This window comes from Segeticoccus rhizosphaerae (genome assembly GCF_009192725.1).
Lineage (GTDB): Bacteria > Actinomycetota > Actinomycetes > Actinomycetales > Dermatophilaceae > Segeticoccus > Segeticoccus rhizosphaerae.
Window position 1 is genome coordinate 32,853 of sequence record NZ_VOHR01000001.1, and the last position, 21,417, is coordinate 54,269.

The following is a 21,417-nucleotide window of genomic DNA, read 5'->3' on the forward strand; positions in this document are numbered from 1 at the left end:
ATCCGATCCGGCATCCTCTGCGACCTCATGTCGGTCCCTTCTTGGACGTTGTTGCCCGCGGTGCTCGACTCGATTTTTGAATCGTGTCAAAGTTGGATATTCACGGAGATTAGTGACAGGTTTGGAACGTGTCAAGAGTCACATCGGAATCGGCCGAAGACGGTCGCCGACGCCCTGACGGCCAGCCCAACCCTCCCATCGCCATGGGTTCTGGACGTCGTCCACGGGTGGGCATCAAGGATGTGGCCAGGCTCGCTGGCGTCTCCCAAGGGACCGTCTCGCACGTCCTGAATCACCCCGACCGGGTGAGCCCGGGGAAGACGGCTGCCGTCGAGGCGGCGATCGCGCAACTCGGTTTTGTCCGGAACGAGCCGGCCAGGCAACTGCGAGCCGGCTACTCCAACACCGTGGGACTGCTTCTGCTCGATGCCTGGAACCCCGGCTTCATGGATCTTGCCCGAGGCGTGGAAGACGCCACGGCCGAACGGGGCTGGACGGTGCTGATCTCCAACAGCGGCCGTGACATAAACAGGGAGCAGACGTACCTCCGGCTGTTTGCGGAGGGGCGTGTTGCTGGCCTGATCGTCATCCCCCACGACGAGTCCGCCGATGGTCTCCATCGGATCCGGACGGGCGGCATTCCTGTCGTTGTCGTGGACCGTGCCGAAAGCGGTGAGCACAAGCTGTCGGTGGCAGTCGACGATGTGACCGGTGGCCGCGACGCTGCACGGCATCTCATCGAGCTCGGGCACCGTCACCTGGCGTTCGTTGGGGACGAACTGACGGCTGCGCCAGTGCACGACCGGCTCGCCGGTGTCCGAAGGGCGGTGGACGAGGCGGTCGGTGAGGGGCTCGACGTACGACTCGAGGTGATCCCCGCCGAGCTGACCGTCGAGGCGGGTCGCGAAGTGGGCGAACGTCTCGCGAAGCTTCCCGCCAAGCGCAGGCCAACCGCCGTGACCGCCGCCATTGACCTGCTGGCGTTCGGGGTCCTGCAATCACTGCTGTCGCATGGCCTTCGTGTGCCTGATGACGTGTCGTTGATGGGGTACGACGACATCCCCTTCGCCAGGCAGCTCTCGGTCTCCCTGACCAGTGTTCGTCGACCTCACTACGAGATGGGCACGACGGCGGCTCATCTGCTGACCGATGTCCTGACCGGCGCTACGCCGCAGGACCGACATGTTGTCTTCGAGCCGGAGCTCGTCGTACGGGCATCCACCGCCGCCGGACCAGCCAACTACAAGGAGGGCACATGAAGAACCACCGGGATCCCACTCCTTACCGACTCCCCTGTGACATCCCCTTGTGCCATCGGCGTCACGCATGAGTGGCCAGTACCTGCTGGGCATCGACCTCGGCACGGCCAGCAGCAAGGGGGTGCTGGCGACGCCTGACGGCGACATCGTGGCAACCATGACTCTTCCCCGCCCGCACAGCATGTCGCTTCCCGCGCCAGGGTGGGCGGAGATGGACTCGGGGACCTGGTGGGAGGACGTCGTCGAGATCTCCCGGGAACTCACGGAGCGAGTTGGATCCGACGCAGTCGCAGCGATCACCGTCAGCGGTGTAGGTCCCTGCCTACTGCTGACCGATGCAGCCGGCGCCCCGGTACGCCCCGCGATCCTCTACGGGATCGACATGCGGGCCACCGCGGAGATCGATGAACTGACTCGGAGACTCGGCGCAGCCGCTGTGCTCGAGCGATGTGCGACGCCCTTGACCACGCAGGCAGTCGGGCCGAAAGCCCTCTGGGTGCAGCGTCACGAGCCGGAGACCTGGGACCGCGCGGCGCGATGGTTCAACTCCAGCTCGTATGTCGCCTTCCGGCTCACTGGCGAGTACATCCTCGACCATCACACCGCCAGCCAGAGCGTGCCGCTCTACGACATTCATTCCGAGTCCTGGCACCAGCCCTGGTATGACCAGGTGATGGGTTCGATGCCTCAACCCCGACTCGCATGGCCGGCCGAGGTGGTCGGCTCGGTGACTGCGCGCGCAGCGGAGCAGACGGGGCTCCGACCCGGCACTCCAGTGTGCGCTGGCACCGTGGACGCGTGGGCCGAAGCGCTCAGTGGCGGCGCACGAAAGCCCGGTGACCTGATGCTGATGTATGGCTCGACGATGTTCTTCGTCCAACAACTGCGCGCCGTCGCGCCCCACCCGCAACTGTGGAACACGGTGGGTGTCGAACCGGGGAGCCGCTGCCTGGCTGCGGGGATGTCGACGTCAGGAAGTTTGACCGACTGGCTACGCCAACTGGTCGGCGGCGTTCCATTCGAGACGCTCGTCGAGGAGGCAGCGGCGGCCCCGGCTGGCGCTGACGGGTTGCTCCTCCTCCCGTACTTCGCCGGCGAGCGCACCCCGATCTTCGATCGCCACGCCCGTGGCGTGATCGCGGGTCTCACGTTGCGACATCGACGCGGCCACTTGTTCCGAGCCGTCTACGAGGGCATCGCCTTCGGCATCCGCCAGATCCTCGAACTTCTTGACACACCGGCCAATCCGGTCCAGCGACTCGTTGCAGTTGGTGGCGGCACGCAGGGTCGGCTTTGGACCCAGATCGTCAGCGATGTCACCGGTCGGGAGCAGGACGTCCCCGAGCAAACCATCGGTGCCAGCTACGGACGCCCTGATGTCGGCAATCGGTAGCGGGCTGGCGTCCGCGGACACCGATTGGTCCCGCGTCGACCACGTCATCAGTCCGGACGCAACGGTTCGGCCACTGTATGACGAGCTCTTCGACCACTACGCGTCCCTGTACCCAGCCACCCGAGAACAGGCGCATGCGTTGGCCCGCCTGCAAGGCACTGCTTGGGACGCCGACGCCTGACACCGAAGCTGGTGAACCCGGGCTCGTCCAGATTGTGTGGCGGATGGCGTCGATCCGCTCAGGCGCTTCCACTCCAGGGGGCCGGCACGAGGATCCAGAGCAGCTCTGCCTTCCTGGTGTCACTGACGTTGGTCCAGGTGTGTGGCTCGCCACCGGGGAAGGTCAAGGCGTCCCCTGCGGTGAGCCGTTGGGTGTGGTCGTTGAAGATGAGGTCTACGGCTCCCTTGAGGACATGGACGACTTCGACTTGGCAGTTGATGGTGTAGAGGTCCCTGCCGCCGGTGCCCCCCGGCTCCGCTGTGGTGTGCATCAGCTGCAGGTTGGACTGCGACCGCGGCGTCATCAGTCGCTCGTCAACGCCCGTGCCGGCGAGGTTGATGGCAGGCGCCGATCTGTACCGCACCAGGGCGACGTCCGGGGAGCTGAAGAGCGTCCCGACATCCAGACTCATGACCTGGCAGACGGTGCTGGGCTTCGACGCCGACCTCGGGCGCGCGTCAGCGCTGGTGCACCACCATGGCGGATCCGCCGCCTCGACGGATCGGCTCGGCGTCGGCGCGGAATCGATGGCCGGGTAGCAGCTCGACCGCCGTCGCGGCACCGATCTCCTTGTCGAGCTGGGTGGGGCCGGTCACCACACTGAACTTCTGCCCGTGCTCCTTCTCGAGACGGGTTGCGGCTCGCGAGTCGAGGAAGGCCTGTTCGGCGAAACTGGTCGGCGTGTTGAAATTGCCCACCCGGGGCGCCTCGATCGCCTTCTCCATCGACATGCCGAAGTCGATCCGGTTGATCAGGATCTGCAGCACCGTCGTGATGATGGTGGCGCCGCCGGGGCTCCCTACCGCGAACACCGGCTTGCCGTCGCGCAGCACCACCGTCGGGTTCATGCTCGAGCGGGGGATCTTGCCGCCAGCGGGCAGGTTGACGTCGGGGACGTCCGGGCTGGCCGGCGCGAAGTCGAAGTCGGTCATCTCGTTGTTGAGCAGGAAGCCGTATCCGGGCACGGTCATCCCGGTGCCGGCGAAGTGCTCGATGGTGTTGGTGTAGGCCACCACATTGCCCCACTTGTCGGCCGTCACGATGTTGTTCGTCGACTGCTCGTGGTCGGCGGATGCCGATGCCGCGGCCGTACGATCCGAACACCCGGCGTAGGGCCGGTAGGGGTCGCCCGGGGCGACGGGGCTGGTCGCTGCCAGGTCGGTGATCAGGCAGCGCCGCGTGGCCGCGAAGTCGGGGTCGAGCAGCCCGCGCAGTGGCACATTCACGTAGTCCGGGTCGCCGACGTAGCGGTTGCGATCGGCGAAGGAATAGCGCAGCGACTCCAGGTAGTGGTGCAGGGCCAGCACGCGCGACTCACCGGACATGTCGTAGCCGGACAGGATGTTCAGCGCCTCACCGGTGGTGGAGCCTCCCGATGAGGGCGGGGCCATCCCGTAGATGTCGAACCCGCGATAGTTCACGTGCGTCGGGGCCGGCTCCTCGGCACGGTAGCGCGCCAGGTCCTTCACGGTCATCATGCCGGGCCGCACCTGGAGCGGCGTGCCCTTCCACACCGGCGGGTGTTGCACGGTGTGGGCGATCGCCTTGGCGAGCGGACCGTCATACAAGAAGCTCGGGCCGTTGCGCGCCAGCTGCCGGTAGGTGCGGGCCAGGTCGGGATTGCGCAGTCTGGTGCCGACGGGAAGCGGCTGCCCATGCTTGAGGAACAGCTTCCGGCTGGAGGTGAAGGCCTGCAGGTCGGCCAGCGACTCCTTGGTCTCCTGCACAAAGGTGTCGTCAACGATGAAGCCCCGCTGCGCCCGGTGGATCGCCGGACGCAGGTCCTGAGCGAACCGCTTGGTGCCGTAGCGGCGCACCGCCTGCGCCCAGGTGGCCACCATGCCCGGGACACCGACAGCCAGCCCGGAGTGCCGAGCCTCCTCGAACTCCAGCGGTGTGCCGTTCTCGACGAACAGGTTCTTGGTGCAGGCGGCGGGGCAGGTCTCGCGACCGTCGATCGTGACGACCCGATGTTGCTTGGCCAGGTAGATCACCATGAAGCCCCCGCCACCCGGCCCGGCCACGAACGGCTCGGTCACTCCGAGCGTCGCCGCGGTGGCGATGGCCGCGTCGACGGCGTTGCCGCCCCGTCTCAGCACCGCGATGCCCGCCCGGGAGGCATCCGGGTCGACCGACGAGACCGCTCCACCCGTGCCGGTCGCGACCGGCTGCTTCGACTGTTCCACCTGTAGGCCCACGGGATGGGCGAGTTCTGGCTGGCCTGCCGCGACGGCGGTCTGACCTGCTGCGGCCACGGTCGCCACGGCGACTGCCGCCGCGCAGGTGCCGACGATGACGCGGTGACGACGGAGACGGTGCGCAAGCGACATGGGTGCCTCTCCTTCACAGGGCGTAAAAGATCCACCCATCACCATGGCCCCGCTCCTCGACCGGCGCAACAGTTGTGCACCGGAACCTGCCGCACGCAGTCCTCGTCAACCGAAGGACCAGGCACTGCCGTCGCAAGCATCGCGATCTCGGCCACCGCTCGTTGACGAACTCGCCAAGGGCAAGGCGATGGGCAAGATCCTGAGGCGCTCAGCGAGGTAACCCTTGCAGCGACAAACTCCAGCGCACTCGGGGGGCCACGCACGGCACGGCAGGCCGAAGGGCTCGCGCAGGGACCAGTTACCCGGCGGGATGCCGTTCGCTGCGGTGAGCGTGCCGCTTGGCTGCGCCCATGCGCAGGAGAAAGATCGGGGTGGGCGGGATCCAACCGAGCTGCTGGGCCATGCCGAGGTCGTCGCGGTTGGCCCAGTGCTCGCGAATGAGGTCATCCTCGACCCGGAACCAGTGGGTCTGCGTGGCCCGGAACGGCTTGCCGGTGGGAGGGAATACGGAGTCGATGTCGCCGTCGTCGGTGTAGACCGCCCACGGAGCGGTGTGCGTGCCGCACATCGTGGAATCCACGGCGACCAGATCGCCGTCGGCCAGGGCGTGGTGGATCTCGTAGTGAAGACCGGCGAAGGCGGCACGCAGCCACCGCGCGGTGGACCAGAAGCAGTCGGGACCGGGGACGCGCGAGGCCGGCGGCTGGATCCGGTTCTCCCGGTCGCGAGCGTCCGGGTGGTAGAGCGCGTCGAACTCCTCCCGATCACCGGAGGCCATCGCGTGGATGCTGCGGACGGCCAGCGCGACCGGATCGGCGGACACGCCGAGCGTGAGGTCAGGCATGGGAACCACTCCATTCGTTACAGTCCTACTGTACTCAAAGTTTGGGAGGACGCATGCCAGCTGTCAAGAGGCCGTATGACGCGACTGGCCGCCGCGAGCAGGCCCGGGCGCGCCGGCATAGCGTGGTGCTGACCGCGCGGGACCTGTTCGAGCGCGACGGCTACCGCGCGACCACCGTGACCGCCATCGCGGACGCGGCTGGTGTGTCGCCGGAGATGGTCTACAAGACGTTCGGCACCAAAGCCGCCCTGGCCAAGGCCGTCTTCGACGTCACCCTCGCAGGGGACGACGAGCCGGTGCCGATCCGCGAGCGACCAGCCATGGTCGCGCTGCGTGAGGAGCCGGACGTGCGACGCAAGATCGCGCTGTTCGTCGACGGGCTGACGCAGCGACTCGAACGTTCCGCAAGGATCCAGATCATGGTCCGCGACGGCCGGCACGTCGACGAGTCCCTCCAACCTGTCTGGGACCAGCTGTTGCAGGAGGGGCTAACCGGGATGCGGCTGCTGGGGCAGCAGCTCCTCGAGACCGGCCAGCTGCGGCCGGGCATCCAGCTCGACGAAGTTACCGATCTGCTCTGGAACTATCTCGCCATCGACCACTACGAGCGCCTCGTCATGCTCAGAGGATGGACCATCAACCAGTATGGCGAGTGGCTCACTCGCGCCATCGACGCTGCACTGTCATAGGAATGAGTGACCACATACTCCGCGACCTGAGCGGACGTCAACGGGGCCTGCGGGCGGAGGCGGGCCTGTACCCGTAGGCAGTGCGAACCCAATTTTGTGGTTCGGCTGCGGCGTCGCCCGGAGGGGGTGTATAGCGGGAGGCAGCTCATCAGGAGGACCCCATGCTGACCAGTGCATCCGTCACCGCCAACATCCCCGCCGCGGATCTCGCGCGTGCTCGATCGTTCTACGCCGACACCCTCGGCCTGACGCCGGCCACCGAGCTGGGCGACGCCGGAATGCTGATCTACCACACCGACGGCGGGACCACCTTCAGCGTCTACCAGACCGACTACGCCGGTCAGGCCGGCCACACCATCGCCCAGTTCCACGTCGACGACGTCGTGGCCGAGGCGCGCGCCCTGCAAGCCAAGGGCGTCGCACTCGAGACCTATGACATGCCCGGCGTGGAGTGGGATGACGGCATCGCCGACATGGCCGGGATGGGCCACGCGGCCTGGTTCAAGGACAGCGAGGGCAACATCCTCTGCCTCGACTCCGGCTACCCGGAGGGGTGAGCCGTCAAGCCGCGAGTCGTCGCGAACGGGGCCCGGCGCCGACACCAGGGGCGACCGCGCTGAAGGACGTCTATCGAGACGGGCGTGTGGTGAAGCGGAGCCCCTGACCGACCTGCAGCTGCCCACAGCGGTCCACGTCGTGGTCGGCGACATAGCCGATCACCGGATACCCCCCCGTGACCGGGTGGTCGGCCAGGAACAGCACCGGCGTGCCGGAGGGCGGGATCTGCAGCGCTCCGCGCATCATTCCCTCGCTGATGAGTTCACCGTTGTTGGTGCGTTCGAGCGGGATCCCGTCCAGGCGCAGACCGACTCGGTTGCTGTCCGGGGTCACCGTGTATCGCTGGTCGAGCAGGGAGAGCCATGCGTCGTCGCTGAACCAGTCGCGTCGAGGCCCGGGTAGGACCTGCACCCGAAGCTCATCGCCCGTCGGAGCTGGAACGGCCGCGACGTCCACCCCGGGCATGGCATCCGTTGATGTCCCGATGGGGAGCCGGTCTCCGACGCTCAGGGGGTCCGGCCCCAGGCGAGCCAGCACGTCGGTGGACCGCGAGCCCAGCACGGGGTGCACGTCGATGCCGCCGCGGACCGCGAGGTAGCTGCGCGCGCCCACAGACGGCACCCCGAACCGCCACTGCTCGCCCCGGCGAAGAAGCACGGGCGAGTTCAGGGGCACGCCCGGGCACGGCGCCCCGGTGACTGCGACCCAGAGGTCGCCCTCAGCGCGGACGACCAGGCCGCCGAGAGTGACCTCGAGGGCCGCGGCGCCGTTGGGGTTGCCGACCAGGCGGTTGGCCAACTGGTAGGAGGCTCGGTCACAGGCGCCGGAGCGGCCGATGCCCAGCGAGCCCTGCCCGGGTCGTCCTGAGTCCTGCACGGTGGTGAACGGGCCGGGCTCCACCACGGTCAGGGTTGCGAGGGTGTCGGTCATGACCGCCCTACGTCGACGAAGCGGACCGGCGTGCCAGGACTGAGCAGTGCCGGGGGCTCTCGATCGATGTCGAAGACGGCGACCTCGGTGTGCCCGATCAACTGCCACCCACCGGGAGAAGCCTGCGGGTAGATCCCGCTGAACTCCCCTGCCAGTCCGACTGATCCAGCGGGGACGGAGGTGCGGGGGCTCTCTCGGCGTGGGATCTGCCAGGCGCCGCTGGCGGAGGTGATGTAGGCGAATCCGGGGGCGAATCCGCAGAAGGCGACAGTCCACTCGTCGGCAGTGTGTCGGCGGATGACTTCTGCCGCGTCACATCCGAGGATCTTTGCCACGCCGTCGAGGTCCTGCCCGTCGTAGACCACCGGGATCTCCACCAGCTCTCCCGATTTCCGTGCCGCATGGCGTGGCTCGACGGCACGCACTTCCCGCTCCACCGTGGACAGTTCAGTCACGTCCGGGTCGATGGACAGCAGGATGGTGCGCCCGGCAGGGACGACGTCGATCACGCCCTCGAGTTGGAGGTCGATCAGCGCGGTGTAGAGCGCGAGCACCTCGTCCAGGTGCTCCAGCTCGACCAGCAGTGCTGTACTCCCGCTCGGCAGGACACGCATCAGGGGGCGAAAGCGGAGAGCGACACGCCCGCCTCGCTCAAAGCATCCCGGACTTGCTGCGCAATGGTCACGGCGCCCGGGGTGTCGCCGTGGACACAGATCGAGCCGGGAGTGATGGTGAGGTCGCCGCCCTCCACATCCTTGATCGTGCCGCCGGTGGCCATCGCCACGCACCGCTGGGCGATGGCTGCGCCGTCATGCAGCACAGCTCCCTCCAGACGGCGCGACACCAAGGTGGCCTCCGGGGTGTAGGCACGGTCGGCGAAGGCCTCCTCGACCACCGTCAGGCCGGCCTCGCGGGCCTGACGCACCCACGCGGAGCCGGGCAGCCCCAGCACTGGAAGTGTGCGGTCGTAGTCGAGCATGGCCTGCACCACTGCGGCGGCCTGCTCCTCATGGTGGACGATCGCGTTGTAGAGCGCGCCGTGCGGCTTGACGTAGCGCACCCGCGAGCCGGCCACCCGGGCAAATGCCTCGAGCGCGCCGATTTGATAGATCACGTCCTGGGTCAGCGCCTCCGGCTCGATGTCGATGAACCGGCGGCCGAAGCCGGGCAGGTCGCGGTAACCCACCTGGGCACCGATCGCGACGTCCTCCATGACCGCGCGCTCGCAGACCCGCCGCATGATGGAGGCGTCGCTCGCGTGGAAGCCACACGCGACGTTGGCGCTGGTGATGACCTTCAGCAGCGCGTCATCGTCACCGAGCGTCCAGTGGCCGAATCCCTCACCCAGATCCGAGTTCAGGTCGACGCTGGTCATAGTGTGCCTCCGCTTCCGTTGGGTGCCTGATCAGTGGAACAGGTCGATCACGGGACCGATCGACTTGATCGCGAGGTAGATGGTCAGCAGCCAGGCGAGCACCCCTATGACCACCAGCCAGCGAGGGTAGTCATAGCCGCCCAGCAGGTCGGTGCGTCGCCAGGCGACCCACATCACGATGCCGATGCCAACCGGCAGCAACAACCCGTTGAAGGCGCCGGCGAAGATGAGCAGCGTCACGGGGGCTGCCCCGATGGCCAGGAATATCCCCGTGGTGATGACGATGAAGCCCACCACCAGCAGGGAGCGGGTGCGCTCGGAGGTGCGGGTGCTGGAGGTGATGAAGGAGATGCTCGTGTAGGAAGCGCCGATCACGCTGGTGATGGAGGCAGCCCACAGCACCACACCGAAGATGTGCAGACCGACCGTCCCGGCCGCGTGCTGGAACGCGGAGGCGGCCTGGCTTGCCGGGTCGAGCTTCGCACCCGACGCAACGACACCCAGGATCGCCAGGAAGAGGATGATCCGCATGACCCCGGTCACCAGCACCCCGATGATGGAGGTGCGGGTGATGTCTGCGACGTTCTGCGGCCCCGTGATCTTGGAGTCCAGCAACCGGTGGGCGCCGGCGTACACGATGTAGCCACCGATGGTGCCGCCGATCAGCGTCGTCGTCGCCAGGAAGTCGACCTTCTCGGGCAGCACGACATTGCGCAGCGCTTGCCCCACCGGAGGGCCCGAGGTCACGGCGACGTAAGCGGTCAGACCGATCATCAACCCACCGAGCAGGATCACCAACCGGTCCATCGCCAGTCCGGCCCGCTTGTACACGAAGATCCCGATCGCGAACAGCGCGGAGAGCGCGCCACCCCACTTGGGGGTCAGGCCGAACATCGCGTCGGTGCCCAGGCCGGCACCACTCACGTTGCCGACGTTGAAGACGAATCCACCGATGAGCACGAGCGCGGCCATCACCCAGCCGAGTCCCGGGAGCACCAGGTTGCCCAGCTCCTGGGCCCGCTTTCCCGCGACCCCGATCACCCGCCATACGTTCAGCTGTAGGGCGATGTCGACCAGGATCGAAATGATGATGGCGAAGGCGAACGCGGCGCCCAGTTGGACCGTGAACGACGTGGTCTGCGTGATGAACCCGGGTCCGATGGCCGAGGTCGCCATCAGGAAGACCGCGCCGATCAGCGTCGTACGCGAGCCTGTCTTGCGGACGGCCCCAGCTGTGGCGGAGCTGTCTCCGGAAGGGGTTTGATCGGACTTCTCGACCGATGGCATGGACACACCATAGGGAGTGTTGAACAATGCGACAAGGGTGTGTTTCTATCCGTGGACACCCGCCTTGCCCCACGAGCCCGAAGACGAAGGTGGAGGATGACCGCACGACGAGGCACGGTCGCCGAACGCGCCGCCGAGATCTTGCGCCGACGTATCGTCGAGGGCAGCCTGCTGCCCGGCGAGCAACTCCGCGAGGAGCACCTGGTCGGGCCGCTCGGCATCTCGCGGAACACCTTGCGTGAGGCGTTTCGGCTGCTCGCGCACGACGGTCTGCTGGTGCATCGGCTCAACTACGGCGTCTTCGTGCGTGAGCTCGGTGAGGCCGACCTCGTCGACGTCTACCACATGCGTCGACTCGTGGAGTGCGGCACGCTGCGATTACTGCCAGCCCTCGATCCCGACGAGCTCGCATCGGTCCGGGAGTCGGTGTATGACGGTGACGTGGCACAGCGGCGTGAGGACTGGCGGGCGCTCGGCACCGCCAACATGCGGTTTCACCAGGAGTTGGTCGGGCTCGGAGGCAGTCCGCACGCCGACGAGGTCGTCCGGCGACTGCTCGCCGAGCTACGGTTGGCGTTTCACGTCGTGGGTGACGCCCGCAAGTGGCACGAGCCCTACTTGGCCCGTAACCACGAGCTGCTGAGCCTGCTGGAGGCCGGGCAAGTCGAGCAGGCGGCCGATGAGCTTCAGCGCTACCTGCGCGACTCGGAGGACCAGCTGCTGTCCGCCTACCGCGCCGACAGCGCTCACGAACGCGGTCACGCGATCGTGGCTGCTCCTCAGGGAATCCCCTCCCGATGAAGCCGATCGAGGTGAGCATCCGGGTGCCACTCGGGCGTCCGTTGCCCGAGCTCGCCGCGTTCGCGGCGCGTTGTGAGCGGGCCGGACTCGACGGCGTGGGTGTGCCCGACCACCACCACACCGGGCGGGACGCCTACCTGGCCCTCAGTGCAATGGCGTACGCCACTGACCGGATCGCCTTGTTCCCCGCCACGTCCAACGTCGTCACCCGGCACCCACTCGTGCTCGCGTCGCTGGTCAACTCGCTCGACGAGCTGGCCCCGGGACGTGCCTTCGTCACTGTGGCACCCGGCTTCCTGTCCGTAGAGAAGGCGGGGCAGCCGCGCGCCGCGCGCGCGCGGCTCGGCCAGGTCGTGACGACGCTGCGCGGACTGCTCGGCCCCGGACGGGCCGACTGGGACGGTCACCCGCTCGAGCTGTCCAACCGACCGGCTGCCGGCTCCAGGGTCATCGTGCTGGCCTCCGGTCCCAAACTGCTGGAGCTGGCCGGCGAGGTGGCCGACGGCGTGATGATGCTCGTGGGCCTCGACCCGGGCAGCGTCGAGGCCGCCCGACAGTGTGTCCGACGCGGCGCGGAGCGGGCCGGCCGCGACCCTGCCTCGCTGGAGGAGATCCTCATCGTGCCCATCGGGCTCGGCGATGAGGACGAGGTGCGCCGCTGGCCACGGGCATGGTTCCGCAAGGACAAGCCTTGGCTGACCTATCCGAGCGCGTCGAATCTGCGCTGGCTGCGTGAGGCCGGGATCGACTTGGCCGAGGACTTCGACCCCGGTTCCCTGGACGACGAGCTGGTCGACCGGATCCTCGACGCCTTTGGTCTCTTCGGGTCCCCGGAACACTGCGCCGAGCGGCTGCTGCGGGCCCGGGACGAGGTCGGCCTGCAGCGGGTCTTCCTGTTTCCCACGCATACCTGGGAAGACCACTATCACCTGCCCGAGGACGAGGTCGAAGCGTTCGGCCGGGTCATCGGGCCGATGCTCGCTGCGGGCGGCACGGCGCCCGCCGACCGCGGTGCGAGCACGACATCTAAGGAGACTGCGTGATGACCACGACCGAACAAGCGAACATCCCCGCGACCCGGGTCGAGCGGGACGAGGCGAGACGCTCCTCGCCGCGCGAGGCCCGCCGGCGTTTCCGCGACGGCTTGGTCACGCCGACCAGCGGCTGGGCAACTGGCTTCACCCAGGCGAATCTCGTGATCCTGCCGAAGGACTGGGCGTTCGACATGCTGCTCTTCGGGCAACGCAACCCCAAGCCAGTGCCGCTGCTCGACGTCACCGAGCCGGGCGTGACCAGCACGGTGCTGGCGCCCGACGCGGACCTGCGCACCGACCTGCCCCGTTACCGCGTCTGGCGCGACGGCGAGTTGGCCGACGAGCCGTCGGACGTCGCAGACCTCTGGCGGGACGACCTCGTCAGCTTCCTCATCGGTTGCAGCTTCAGTTTCGAGAACGCGCTGATCGGGGCAGGGGTGCCGGTGCGCAACATCGACCAGGGCACCAACGTGTCCATGTATCGCACCAGTACGCAGTGCCGGTCAGCGGGACGCCTGTCCGGGCCACTGGTGGTCTCGATGCGTCCCATCCCCGCTGGCCTGGTGACCAAGGCCGTCCAGGTGACCGGCCGCATGCCCGAGGTGCACGGTGCGCCCGTGCACGTGGGCGCGCCCGAGGCGTTGGGCATCACGGATCTCGCGCAACCGGACTTCGGTCAGCCCGTCCGGTTCGAGGAGGGGGACGTACCGGTTTTCTGGGCGTGCGGTGTGACGCCTCAGGCGGCGTTGATGGCTTCCAAGCCGCCGTTCGCCATCACGCACGCCCCGGGCCACATGTTCGTCACCGATGTCCCCGACTCGGTGTATCAGCAGAACTGATGCCTGACCTGGGGCGGCCCAGCGGGGCTGCCCCGGGTCTCAGACGCGCCCGGTGAGTTGGCGCAGGATGGCCAGCTCCTCGGCGTTGACCGGGTCGAGGGCGTCGAGCTCCTCAGCGACGAGCAACTGGAACCCGGTGGCGTTCTGGACGTCTTCGACCGACACCCCGGGTTGCAGCCCGCGCAGGCGCATCCGGCGACTCTCCGGCTCGAAGTCCATCAGCGCGAGGTCGGTGACGACGAAGGACGGGCCGCCGTGGAGGAGCCCCGCCTCCGCTCGTGAGTTGCCACCCTCGAGGTAGCCGGGGCTTGTGATGTAGTCGACCCGCTCGACGAACCGCCGCGGCTCGTGGCTGGTCACGATCAACGTCTGGTTGCACATCGATGCGATGTCGTTGGCCCCGCCCGGCCCGGGCAGCCGGACCGATGGCTGGTCGTGTGCCCCGATCAGGCTGGTGTTGACGTTGCCGTATCGGTCGATCTGGCCGACGCCGATGAAGCCGTAGTCGAAGAAGCCCCGCTGGGCCATCAGGAAGATGTCCGTTGCGCTCGTCAGCATCTCAGCTCCCACCGCGGCCCGCATCTCGTTGGTGGACGCCGGGAACTCGCCGGGTAGCAGCTGCACGCCGATCATGCCCCCCTCGAGGATCACCGTCAGACCCGGCGCTTGGCGGCGACGGGCCAGGCCCGCAGCAAGCAGCGGCTGCCCGATGCCGGCGAACATCACCTTGTCGTCCTCGAGCAGTCGACTCGCGCTGATCGTCATGACCTCGTCGGGTCGGGCGCCCGTCGTGGTAATCACTGCGGCATCAGTCCTTCCACACGGCTCAGCGTCGCGAGACGATCCGCACCGACCGCCTCGAGGTAGGAGTCGAAGTCGCCGTGGGCGAGCACCTCGCGCACGTAGGCTCGGGCTCCTTCGGCACCCTCCTGCTTCACGCGCTCCATGTAGGACGAGAACGCGTCCTTGTCGGTGTCGTAGCGCCCGTAGCACTCGTGTGGGTAGGCGCCGAAGCGCTGCTCGACCACGGCGTCCACGGCGAACCCGGGGATCACCGTGCGGGCAGGATCACGACGCAGCTCGTCGGTGGACACGATCTCCTCGGCCGAGACGATCACACGCCGTGCGGCAGGCGCCACGTCCGCGTCCATCAGCTGGTAGCCGTCGATCACCGAGTTGCCGAACGGGTCAGCCTGCTGGACGTGGATCAGCGCCACGTCAGGGTTGAGGCTGGGCACGGCGTGCACCACCTGCCCGGTATACGGGCAGGTGGTCGTCTTGAGCTCGAGCCGGTCGGCCAGGTCGGAGCCGAGCATGCTCAGGGTTGGCAGGAAGGGCATCCCCATGGCCCCAGCCTTGTAGCGCAGCCCGAGCCCGAGATGGCTCCACTCCTCATACGTGGCGCGGCCCTGCTCGACGAATTCCCGCAGCACACGGGCGAGTCCCCACCCGTGGCCGATCCCCACCCAGCTGGTGATCACGCGGTCGGCCGCGCCCGAGGCGAGGAACAGTTCGCACTCGAAGCACGTCAACGGGCGGGAAAGCGCGAGGCCGGTGCGGCCCTGGCGCAGCACCTCCCACAGCAGAGCCATCGGGGTGCGAGCGTGGTTGGTCCCGCCGACTGCCACCACGTCGCCGTCATGCACGAGCGCGGCGACGGCTTCCCTTGCGGTTGTCAACTTCTCACGAACGCGGCTTGGGCCCGACTCCAGCTCGCGGCGGGCGCGCAGGGTGTCGGCCGGGGCGGTGATCCCGGAGGTTGTCATGACCGCGGCCTCCTTTCCAGCAGCGGACTCACCTCGGCGGCGAACCGCTCGACCTGCTCGCTCTCGTAGCCGTAGGGCACCAGGCAGATCTCCTGGACGCCGGCGTCCAGGTGGGCGGCCAACTGCTCGGCGCACTGCTCGGGCGTGCCGCGGATGGCGCTGTCCGGTGTCGCGTTGCTCCACTCCGGGGTGTCGAAGTAGGACGCCAGCCAGGGTCCGATCTGCCTCGTTGCCGCCTCGTGGGAATCGCCGATGCACAACGGAAGTTGCGACACGTTGCGCAACTCCCCCGGGTCCCGCCCGGCCTCCTCGGCGAAGCGGCACACCTTGGCCCATGACTCCGCGAACGCGTCGGCCGTGTAGAAGTAGGTCAGCCATCCATCGCCCAGCGTCGCGGCACGGCGCAGCACCCGGTCGACGTAGCCGCCGATGAGGATGCCCGGACGCTCCGTCTTGGGAAGCATGCGCACTCGCCGGAACGACAGGTCATCCCAGACCCCGCTCACCTCGTCCTGGGTCCACAGTTGCTTGCAGATCTCCAGGTTGCGCTCGAACCGGGAACCCCTGCCTCTGTATGGCGTGCCGGTCGCCTCGAACTCTCGCTCGTACCAGCCGGCCGCCACTCCGAGGCAGAGCCGGCCGCCGGACACCTGCTGGATCGTGGCGGCGGTCTTGGCGAGCAGGGCCGGGTCACGGATCGGCAGGACCAGGACACCGGTGCCGAGGGTGACGCGCTCGGTGTGGGCCGCGAGGACCGCGAGCGTGGTCAATGCCTCGAGCTGCGGGAAGGGCTGCCGGCTGCCCAGGAACAGGTGGTCCCAAGCCCACAGCGAGCGGAAGCCCAGCTCCTCCGCCCGCGTGGCATAGCGCACCAGGTCACCGACGCGGGGGCTCGTGTGGCTCGAGGTGAAGTTCTCGATGGCCAGCCCGAAGGGGATGTCGGCCATGATCAGCTGAGGGGGACGAGATCGATTCCCGCGGCTTCCAATGCCGCCCGGGTGGCGCGTGCGATCTCGACCGCCCCCTCGGTGTCGCAGTGCACGAGCAGTGCCTCCGCGTCGACGTGGATCGAGGTGCCGTCGACCGCAGTGATGTTGCCGTTCGTGGCCAGCTCGACGGCCCGCTCGGCCGCCTCCCTCGGATCGCGCAGCATGGCGTTGCTCTCGGTGCGCGGGACCAGGAGCCCTTCGGGCGTGTAGGCCCGGTCGACGAACGCCTCGGCGACGGTGCGCAGTCCGGCCTCCTCGCCCAACCGCCAGGTCTCGGTACCGACCTGGCAGAGCAGCGGGAGGTTGCGGTCGAATGCCACGGTGGCGTCGACGATGGCCTGTGCGTGCTCGGTGTTGGTGGCGGCCACGTTGTAGAGCGCGCCATGCGCTCGGACGTAGTCGACCTGCCCGCCGGCCAGCTTGGCGAAGGCTTGGAGGGCACCGAGCTGGTAGAGCAGGTCGTCGGTCAGCTCGCGTTGCGGCACGGCGATGTAACGGCGGCCAAAACCGTGGATGTCGCGGTAGCTGACCTGCGCGCCGATCGAGACGCCGTTCTTGACCGACGTCTCGCAGGTGCGGCGCATGATGCTCGGGTCGCCCCCGTGGAACCCGCACGCGATGTTGGCGCTGGTGACGATCCCGAGCAGCGCCTCGTCGTCCCCCAGCTCCCAGCGTCCCAGGCCCTCACCGATGTCTGTCGTCAGCGCGATCCTTGACATGACCCACCTCTCGTCGTCGTAGCGAGGGCGCGGATGACCGCGACGGCGTGTGGACAACCAGAACGCACGCTGCCTCGGTGAGGCGCACCTCCAACACACCGCCAGCCTAGAGCGTCAACCGGTGGTCGTTGCTCGAAGCCCAGGCAGGTGAAGTCGCCCCCCACACCGCGGGCCCGTCAGTCCACCACGAACAACCTGGCTCCGCGGGGGGCGGTCGAGCGGTGGGCGGATAGGTCGTCCCCGACCTGGTAACTGCTTCCAGCCGGGATGGTGTAGACCTTCCCGTCACTCAGCTCTGTGACGAGCTCACCCTCCAGGACCAGCAGTATGTGGCCTCTGGTGCACCAGTGGTCGGCGCGGTAGCCGGGTGAGTACTCCACCATCCGGACGCGAAGGTGGCCGAACTGGCAGGAGCGCCAGCGTGCCACGCCGTTCGCACCGGGATGCTCCACCACCGGAACAGCCGCCCAGGTCGTGACGTCGAACGGAGTGTCTTCCAAGCGCATCGTTGGACCCTACCCGGGCAAGGCTCAACGATCGAGCGAGGTGGCAGCCGCCGGCTCTCGGCCGCACAGATAGCGGAGCACCAAGTAGCCGAGGACGCCAGCCACGAGACTGCCAGACATGATCCCAAGCCGGGCATCGTTACCCAGTTGCGCCTCGGCGAAGGCGAGGCTTGCAACGAACAACGCCACCGTGAATCCCACACCCGCGCAGATCGATACCCCGAGCAGGTGCCGATTGGTCATACTGCTGGGCATACGCACCCAGCCCAGCTTGACCAAGACCCACGACGTGCCGAAGACCCCGATGGTCTTGCCCAGCACGAGACCAACTCCGACACCGAGCACCACCGGGTTGGTCAGCCAGCGGCCGGGAGATGTGTGTGGAACCTGCACGCCGGCATTGGCCAGAGCGAAGACCGGGACCACCACGAAGGCCGACCAACTGCCCAGACGCCAGGCGACGCGGTCCAACGGCGCTTGAGTCTCACGCGAGAGGCGCACCATCTCGCGAAGGCTGTTGGCGTTCTCGTCAACGTCGGCCTCTGTGAGGTCGTCCTTGGTGCGGTCGCCGACTCGAGCGGCCAGACCGCGAGCGACGTCACCGAATTGGTCACTCGGTAGGAAGGAGCCAGCTGGTGTGAGGAAACCGAAGGCCACTCCCGCCATGGTCGCGTTGACGCCCGACTGGCGGAGCATGTACCAGCAGACGACACCCAACGCGACAAACACCGACATGGATCTGACGTTCACGCGCTGGAGAAGCCAGGCCGCGATGCCCATGGCGATGGCGCCCAACAGCCAGTAGGCGGAAAGGCCGCCGGAGTAGAACAGAGCGATCACCAGGATGGCGCCGAGATCGTCGGCGATCGCGAGGGTGAGCAGGAACAGTCGGGCGCTGGCCGGCACTCTCGCGCCGACCAGGGCGACCACCGCCACCGCAAAGGCGATGTCAGTGGCCATGGGGATGCCCCAGCCATGTGACGCTGGGCCCTCCGCGTTCCAGGCGGCATAGATCAAGGCCGGCACGACCATCCCCCCGGCTGCGGCCACGATCGGCAGCGCCGCAGTCTTCCGGTCACGCAGTTCGCCGCTTACCCACTCCCGCTTGATCTCGAGGGCAACAACCAGAAAGAAGATCGTCATCAAGCCATCGGTCACTCCCCCACGCAGGTCCATGCGCAGGACGCTGACGTCGGCGACGGACACGTCGATCCGGGTGTTCCAGAACCGCAGGTACGAATCGCCCCAGGGGGAATTGGCCCAGGCCAGCGCCACGACTGCAGCCACGAACATGAGGGCGGCTGCGCTCACCTCGAGGTCCATCAGCCGCTGCGCTGGGCGAACCACTCTGCGGGGAATGAATCGGTCACTCTCCCGCCAGCTACGGAGCACCGGTTCACGCAGCTCCAGCTCATCGTCCGTGTCGTGTTCGTCCACAGCCGCATCCTCCCGCCGGGTCCTCGCCGGACGAGCAGCGGGGCGAAGAACGCGTCGAGAGGTGGCCGCGTCAGACCTACCGGCACCGGAGAACCAGTCCACGGAGGGCAACCCTGAGCTCGGTTCCAGCGCGCGACGTGGTCATGCCGTCGGGGCGGCCGAGCTCAGCGCGGTCCCTCGAACGAGCCTTGCACCTCGGGTTCACTGCTGCAGGACGGCTTCGATCTCCAGACTGATCGCCACCGTGTCTCCGACCGCGACGCCACCGCCGTCCAGCGGGAGGGCCGCGCCGATGCCGAACTCTCGCCGGCTGATCTTCGCTGTGGCCGAGAATCCGGCCCGCTGACCCCCGAAGGGGTCTGCGGCGAACCCGTTCACCTGACTGGTCAACGACACCGGCCGGGTGATGCCGTGCAACGTCAACTCGCCGTCGACGAGCCATCCGTCCCCGTCGCGACGGATACCGGTGGAGCGGTAGCTCATCACCGAGTGGTGCTGGACGTCGAGGTAGTCGGCGGATCGAAGATGCTCGTCGCGCGGCTGGTTGCCGGTGTCAATCGACGCGAGCTCGATGGTCGTGGTGATCGACGACTCCGACAGATCTTCGCCGGTGTTGATCGTGACGTCGTATCGGGTGAACCGGCCGCGCACATTGCTCAGCATCAGATGGCGCACGGAGAAGGCGATCTCGGAGTGCACCGGGTCCGCTTTCCACGTGCCGACTCGATAGTCGGGGTGCGTCACGGTCGAGATGGTGGATCCCATTGTGTCCTCCAATGGTGTGGTGGTGCCGCGTACTCTGCGGCCGCGGGCGGTATGCCGGTGTCGTCGTGGACGACGCCGTCATACTGACGACGAAGGGACACCACCTGGTGGGACAGCCTGGTCAGGTCTGGTTGAGCCGCCTGGTCAGGAACCTGCGCTCGGGGATGCTGCTCGCAAGGTCGAGGGCCCGTCGATAGGCCTCGCGGGCCTCGTCGTCGCGGCCGACCCTGCGCAACAGCTCGCCGCGCGTCGAGTGGTAGTAGAGATAGTCGTCGAGGTCGAGCGCATCCACCTCGCGCAGCGCCACCTCGGGGTAGCCGTCCTGGGCCAGGGCCACGGCTCCGTTGAGCCGCACCACCGGTGAGTCAGTCAGGTCGGCCAGCCGGCGGTACAGCTGGACCACCTGCGGCCAGTCGACCCGTTCGACCGCGAGCAGCGAGGCGATGGCGGCCTGGACGACATACGGACCCCGCCCGCCGAGCGCGAGCGCACGGTCGAGCGCTGCTCGTCCTGCGGCGATCTGGTCCCGGTCCCACAGGGAGCGGTCCTGGTCTTCCAACAGCACCAGGTCCTGACCGGCGAACCGGGCCCGCCGTCGTGCATGGTGGATCATCATCAGCGCCATCAGCCCGTGGGTCTCCGGCTGGTCCGGCATCAACGCGGCAAGGACGCCCCCGAGGTGTATTGCCTCCGCAGCGAGGTCCACCCGGCCCGCGTAGCCCTCGTTGTAGATCAGGTAGACGACTGCCAGGACGGCGTCGAGGCGATCCGGCAGCAGGTGCGCGTCCGGGACCGCGAACGGGATGCCGGTGGCCTTGATCTTGGCCTTGGCGCGCGACAGGCGACGCTTCATGGCTTCCTCGGACACCAGGAAAGCCCGTGCGATCTCGGCCGTCTTCAATCCACCCAGTGCCCGCAGCGTGAGCGCCACCTGCCCTTCCAAGGGCAAAGCAGGGTGACAGCAGGTGAAGACCAGCTCGAGCCGTTCGTCCTTGATCGGGGTGTCGTCGAACTCGTCCATGGTCGCCTCCGCCGCCTGAAGCAAGGGGAACTTCTGCGCCAACGTGCGCTCGCGACGGATCCGGTCGATCGCCCGGTTGCGGGCCGTCGTCGTCAGCCACGCCCCGGGGTTGGTCGGCGCGCCGGAGACCGGCCAGCGTTGCGCCGCGATGGCGAACGCCTCCTGGGTTGCCTCCTCCGCCCGGTCGAAGTCGGCGAGATACCCCACCAGCGAGGCCAGTACGCGGCCCCACTCGTCGCGGAACACCTGCTCCAGAGTGGTCAGCGCGCCACCACCGGGCGGACCTCGACCACCCCGCCGAAACGGACGATGGGGACGGCGGCTGCCAGCTCGAGGGCCTCGTCCAGGTCGGCCGCCTCGACCAGTACCAGGCCGCCCAGCACCTCTTTGGTGTTCGCGAACGGGCCATCGGTGACCAGGGTGCGGCCTGCATGCGCGCGCACACTCGTGGCCGATTCCACCGGAGCAAGCTGGGCGCCGACCACGAGCCGGGGGTCGTGGAGCAGCTCCGAGAAGTCAGCCCGGGCCACATCGCGGTCCGCCGCCGACAACGCCTCTCCCGCGCCAGGCTCGGAGTAGAACATCAAGGCGTACTGCATGGGAACCTCCTGAGGGAGTGGACTCTCACCAGGACGACGAACAAGCCGTCGCGCGC

General features: G+C 67.9%; 24 protein-coding genes. 8 read left to right on the forward strand and 16 right to left on the reverse strand.

Annotated elements, in window-relative coordinates:
* Positions 1-227: 227 nt before the first annotated feature.
* The 3 genes from FRW57_RS00150 (at position 228) to FRW57_RS24270 (ending at position 2,833) form a co-directional block, all read left to right on the forward strand.
* Positions 228-1,259 carry a LacI family DNA-binding transcriptional regulator gene (locus tag FRW57_RS00150; protein WP_238999211.1) on the forward strand — a complete coding sequence of 344 codons (1,032 nt, stop codon included), beginning with the start codon at positions 228-230 and terminating at the stop codon, positions 1,257-1,259.
* A gap of 67 nt (positions 1,260-1,326) precedes the next feature.
* Positions 1,327-2,652, forward strand: a complete 1,326-nt coding sequence (locus FRW57_RS00155; protein WP_238999213.1) for an FGGY-family carbohydrate kinase — start codon at positions 1,327-1,329, stop codon at positions 2,650-2,652.
* Complete coding sequence (locus FRW57_RS24270) at positions 2,636-2,833, forward strand: hypothetical protein (protein WP_238999214.1); 198 nt, start codon at positions 2,636-2,638, stop codon at positions 2,831-2,833. Before FRW57_RS00155 ends, FRW57_RS24270 begins: the two co-directional genes overlap by 17 nt.
* Positions 2,834-2,891: 58 nt before the next feature.
* Here FRW57_RS24270 and FRW57_RS00160 read toward each other — a convergent pair whose 3' ends face one another.
* The 3 genes from FRW57_RS00160 to FRW57_RS00170 all read right to left on the reverse strand — a co-directional run bounded on the left by FRW57_RS00160 (position 2,892) and on the right by FRW57_RS00170 (position 6,046).
* Positions 2,892-3,284: a cupin domain-containing protein gene (locus FRW57_RS00160; protein WP_152184971.1), complete on the reverse strand. Its 393-nt coding sequence runs from the start codon at positions 3,282-3,284 to the stop codon at positions 2,892-2,894.
* Between the two features lie 46 nt (positions 3,285-3,330).
* The gene (ggt, locus tag FRW57_RS00165) at positions 3,331-5,202 is read right to left on the reverse strand and encodes a gamma-glutamyltransferase (RefSeq protein WP_152184972.1); all 1,872 of its coding nucleotides are present in this window, start codon (positions 5,200-5,202) and stop codon (positions 3,331-3,333) included.
* Between the two features lie 298 nt (positions 5,203-5,500).
* Positions 5,501-6,046 carry an ester cyclase gene (locus FRW57_RS00170; protein ID WP_152184973.1) on the reverse strand — a complete coding sequence of 182 codons (546 nt, stop codon included), beginning with the start codon at positions 6,044-6,046 and terminating at the stop codon, positions 5,501-5,503.
* Between the two features lie 53 nt (positions 6,047-6,099).
* Between FRW57_RS00170 and FRW57_RS00175 the strand changes: the two genes are divergently transcribed.
* Positions 6,100-6,735, forward strand: coding sequence for a TetR/AcrR family transcriptional regulator (locus FRW57_RS00175; protein ID WP_152184974.1), 636 nt, complete (start codon positions 6,100-6,102; stop codon positions 6,733-6,735).
* A gap of 161 nt (positions 6,736-6,896) precedes the next feature.
* On the forward strand, positions 6,897-7,292 hold the full coding sequence (locus tag FRW57_RS00180; RefSeq protein ID WP_152184975.1) for a VOC family protein: 396 nt from the start codon (positions 6,897-6,899) through the stop codon (positions 7,290-7,292).
* A gap of 70 nt (positions 7,293-7,362) precedes the next feature.
* Here the strand turns inward: FRW57_RS00180 and FRW57_RS00185 are convergent, their stop codons facing one another.
* From FRW57_RS00185 to FRW57_RS00200, 4 genes are read right to left on the reverse strand one after another with little or no spacing between them, the layout of a single operon-like run.
* The gene (locus FRW57_RS00185; RefSeq protein ID WP_137120176.1) at positions 7,363-8,223 is read right to left on the reverse strand and encodes a 5-oxoprolinase subunit C family protein; all 861 of its coding nucleotides are present in this window, start codon (positions 8,221-8,223) and stop codon (positions 7,363-7,365) included.
* Positions 8,220-8,837, reverse strand: a complete 618-nt coding sequence (gene pxpB, locus FRW57_RS00190) for a 5-oxoprolinase subunit PxpB (RefSeq protein WP_152184976.1) — start codon at positions 8,835-8,837, stop codon at positions 8,220-8,222. Before pxpB ends, FRW57_RS00185 begins: the two co-directional genes overlap by 4 nt.
* Complete coding sequence (locus FRW57_RS00195) at positions 8,837-9,598, reverse strand: LamB/YcsF family protein (protein WP_137120174.1); 762 nt, start codon at positions 9,596-9,598, stop codon at positions 8,837-8,839. The genes pxpB and FRW57_RS00195 overlap by 1 nt, the downstream gene beginning before the upstream one ends.
* A gap of 30 nt (positions 9,599-9,628) precedes the next feature.
* Positions 9,629-10,885, reverse strand: coding sequence for an NRAMP family divalent metal transporter (locus tag FRW57_RS00200; protein ID WP_137120173.1), 1,257 nt, complete (start codon positions 10,883-10,885; stop codon positions 9,629-9,631).
* 96 nt (positions 10,886-10,981) lie between these two features.
* On the opposite strand from FRW57_RS00200, the gene FRW57_RS00205 reads away from it, so the two are divergent.
* Genes FRW57_RS00205 through FRW57_RS00215 form a run of 3 tightly spaced genes read left to right on the forward strand, consistent with a single transcriptional unit; the run spans position 10,982 to position 13,559 of the window.
* The gene (locus FRW57_RS00205) at positions 10,982-11,686 is read left to right on the forward strand and encodes a GntR family transcriptional regulator (RefSeq protein WP_137120172.1); all 705 of its coding nucleotides are present in this window, start codon (positions 10,982-10,984) and stop codon (positions 11,684-11,686) included.
* Positions 11,683-12,729 carry an LLM class flavin-dependent oxidoreductase gene (locus FRW57_RS00210; RefSeq protein WP_152184977.1) on the forward strand — a complete coding sequence of 349 codons (1,047 nt, stop codon included), beginning with the start codon at positions 11,683-11,685 and terminating at the stop codon, positions 12,727-12,729. Before FRW57_RS00205 ends, FRW57_RS00210 begins: the two co-directional genes overlap by 4 nt.
* Positions 12,729-13,559, forward strand: a complete 831-nt coding sequence (locus tag FRW57_RS00215) for a putative hydro-lyase (protein ID WP_137120170.1) — start codon at positions 12,729-12,731, stop codon at positions 13,557-13,559. The genes FRW57_RS00210 and FRW57_RS00215 overlap by 1 nt, the downstream gene beginning before the upstream one ends.
* Before the next feature lie 39 nt (positions 13,560-13,598).
* On the opposite strand, the gene FRW57_RS00220 is transcribed toward FRW57_RS00215, so the two are convergent.
* The 9 genes from FRW57_RS00220 to FRW57_RS00260 form a co-directional block, all read right to left on the reverse strand.
* A complete protein-coding gene (locus FRW57_RS00220) occupies positions 13,599-14,360 on the reverse strand; it encodes a CoA-transferase subunit beta (RefSeq protein ID WP_202911378.1) in 762 nt (253 codons plus the stop codon).
* On the reverse strand, positions 14,357-15,325 hold the full coding sequence (locus FRW57_RS00225) for a CoA transferase subunit A (RefSeq protein ID WP_152184978.1): 969 nt from the start codon (positions 15,323-15,325) through the stop codon (positions 14,357-14,359). The genes FRW57_RS00220 and FRW57_RS00225 overlap by 4 nt, the downstream gene beginning before the upstream one ends.
* Entirely contained in the window at positions 15,322-16,272 is a 951-nt protein-coding gene (locus FRW57_RS00230; RefSeq protein WP_137120168.1) for an LLM class flavin-dependent oxidoreductase, read from the reverse strand. The genes FRW57_RS00225 and FRW57_RS00230 overlap by 4 nt, the downstream gene beginning before the upstream one ends.
* A gap of 2 nt (positions 16,273-16,274) precedes the next feature.
* Positions 16,275-17,033, reverse strand: coding sequence for a LamB/YcsF family protein (locus tag FRW57_RS00235; protein WP_137120167.1), 759 nt, complete (start codon positions 17,031-17,033; stop codon positions 16,275-16,277).
* A 176-nt stretch (positions 17,034-17,209) separates the two neighbouring features.
* Positions 17,210-17,539 carry a DHCW motif cupin fold protein gene (locus tag FRW57_RS00240; RefSeq protein ID WP_152184979.1) on the reverse strand — a complete coding sequence of 110 codons (330 nt, stop codon included), beginning with the start codon at positions 17,537-17,539 and terminating at the stop codon, positions 17,210-17,212.
* A gap of 24 nt (positions 17,540-17,563) precedes the next feature.
* Complete coding sequence (gene nhaA, locus FRW57_RS00245) at positions 17,564-18,862, reverse strand: Na+/H+ antiporter NhaA (protein WP_275263072.1); 1,299 nt, start codon at positions 18,860-18,862, stop codon at positions 17,564-17,566.
* Positions 18,863-19,177: 315 nt separating this feature from the next.
* Entirely contained in the window at positions 19,178-19,720 is a 543-nt protein-coding gene (locus FRW57_RS00250; RefSeq protein ID WP_203230153.1) for a YceI family protein, read from the reverse strand.
* A 142-nt stretch (positions 19,721-19,862) separates the two neighbouring features.
* A complete protein-coding gene (locus FRW57_RS00255; RefSeq protein WP_238999217.1) occupies positions 19,863-21,008 on the reverse strand; it encodes an RNA polymerase sigma factor in 1,146 nt (381 codons plus the stop codon).
* A 14-nt stretch (positions 21,009-21,022) separates the two neighbouring features.
* Positions 21,023-21,361 (reverse strand): YciI family protein, encoded by a 339-nt coding sequence (locus FRW57_RS00260; RefSeq protein ID WP_152184983.1) that lies wholly within the window; start codon positions 21,359-21,361, stop codon positions 21,023-21,025.
* Positions 21,362-21,417 lie beyond the last annotated feature (56 nt).

Bases quoted from the DNA above. Each gene is read 5' to 3' on its own strand.
- FRW57_RS00155 (WP_238999213.1), top strand. From the start codon at position 1,327: ATGAGTGGCCAGTACCTGCTGGGCATCGACCTCGGCACGGCCAGCAGC.
- FRW57_RS24270 (WP_238999214.1), top strand. From the start codon at position 2,636: ATGTCGGCAATCGGTAGCGGGCTGGCGTCCGCGGACACCGATTGGTCC.
- FRW57_RS00160 (WP_152184971.1), bottom strand. From the start codon at position 3,284: ATGAGTCTGGATGTCGGGACGCTCTTCAGCTCCCCGGACGTCGCCCTG.
- ggt (WP_152184972.1), bottom strand. From the start codon at position 5,202: ATGTCGCTTGCGCACCGTCTCCGTCGTCACCGCGTCATCGTCGGCACC.
- FRW57_RS00170 (WP_152184973.1), bottom strand. From the start codon at position 6,046: ATGCCTGACCTCACGCTCGGCGTGTCCGCCGATCCGGTCGCGCTGGCC.
- FRW57_RS00175 (WP_152184974.1), top strand. From the start codon at position 6,100: ATGCCAGCTGTCAAGAGGCCGTATGACGCGACTGGCCGCCGCGAGCAG.
- FRW57_RS00180 (WP_152184975.1), top strand. From the start codon at position 6,897: ATGCTGACCAGTGCATCCGTCACCGCCAACATCCCCGCCGCGGATCTC.
- FRW57_RS00185 (WP_137120176.1), bottom strand. From the start codon at position 8,223: ATGACCGACACCCTCGCAACCCTGACCGTGGTGGAGCCCGGCCCGTTC.
- pxpB (WP_152184976.1), bottom strand. From the start codon at position 8,837: ATGCGTGTCCTGCCGAGCGGGAGTACAGCACTGCTGGTCGAGCTGGAG.
- FRW57_RS00195 (WP_137120174.1), bottom strand. From the start codon at position 9,598: ATGACCAGCGTCGACCTGAACTCGGATCTGGGTGAGGGATTCGGCCAC.
- FRW57_RS00200 (WP_137120173.1), bottom strand. From the start codon at position 10,885: ATGCCATCGGTCGAGAAGTCCGATCAAACCCCTTCCGGAGACAGCTCC.
- FRW57_RS00205 (WP_137120172.1), top strand. From the start codon at position 10,982: ATGACCGCACGACGAGGCACGGTCGCCGAACGCGCCGCCGAGATCTTG.
- FRW57_RS00210 (WP_152184977.1), top strand. From the start codon at position 11,683: ATGAAGCCGATCGAGGTGAGCATCCGGGTGCCACTCGGGCGTCCGTTG.
- FRW57_RS00215 (WP_137120170.1), top strand. From the start codon at position 12,729: ATGACCACGACCGAACAAGCGAACATCCCCGCGACCCGGGTCGAGCGG.
- FRW57_RS00225 (WP_152184978.1), bottom strand. From the start codon at position 15,325: ATGACAACCTCCGGGATCACCGCCCCGGCCGACACCCTGCGCGCCCGC.
- FRW57_RS00230 (WP_137120168.1), bottom strand. From the start codon at position 16,272: ATGGCCGACATCCCCTTCGGGCTGGCCATCGAGAACTTCACCTCGAGC.
- FRW57_RS00235 (WP_137120167.1), bottom strand. From the start codon at position 17,033: ATGTCAAGGATCGCGCTGACGACAGACATCGGTGAGGGCCTGGGACGC.
- FRW57_RS00240 (WP_152184979.1), bottom strand. From the start codon at position 17,539: ATGCGCTTGGAAGACACTCCGTTCGACGTCACGACCTGGGCGGCTGTT.
- nhaA (WP_275263072.1), bottom strand. From the start codon at position 18,862: ATGGACCTCGAGGTGAGCGCAGCCGCCCTCATGTTCGTGGCTGCAGTC.
- FRW57_RS00260 (WP_152184983.1), bottom strand. From the start codon at position 21,361: ATGCAGTACGCCTTGATGTTCTACTCCGAGCCTGGCGCGGGAGAGGCG.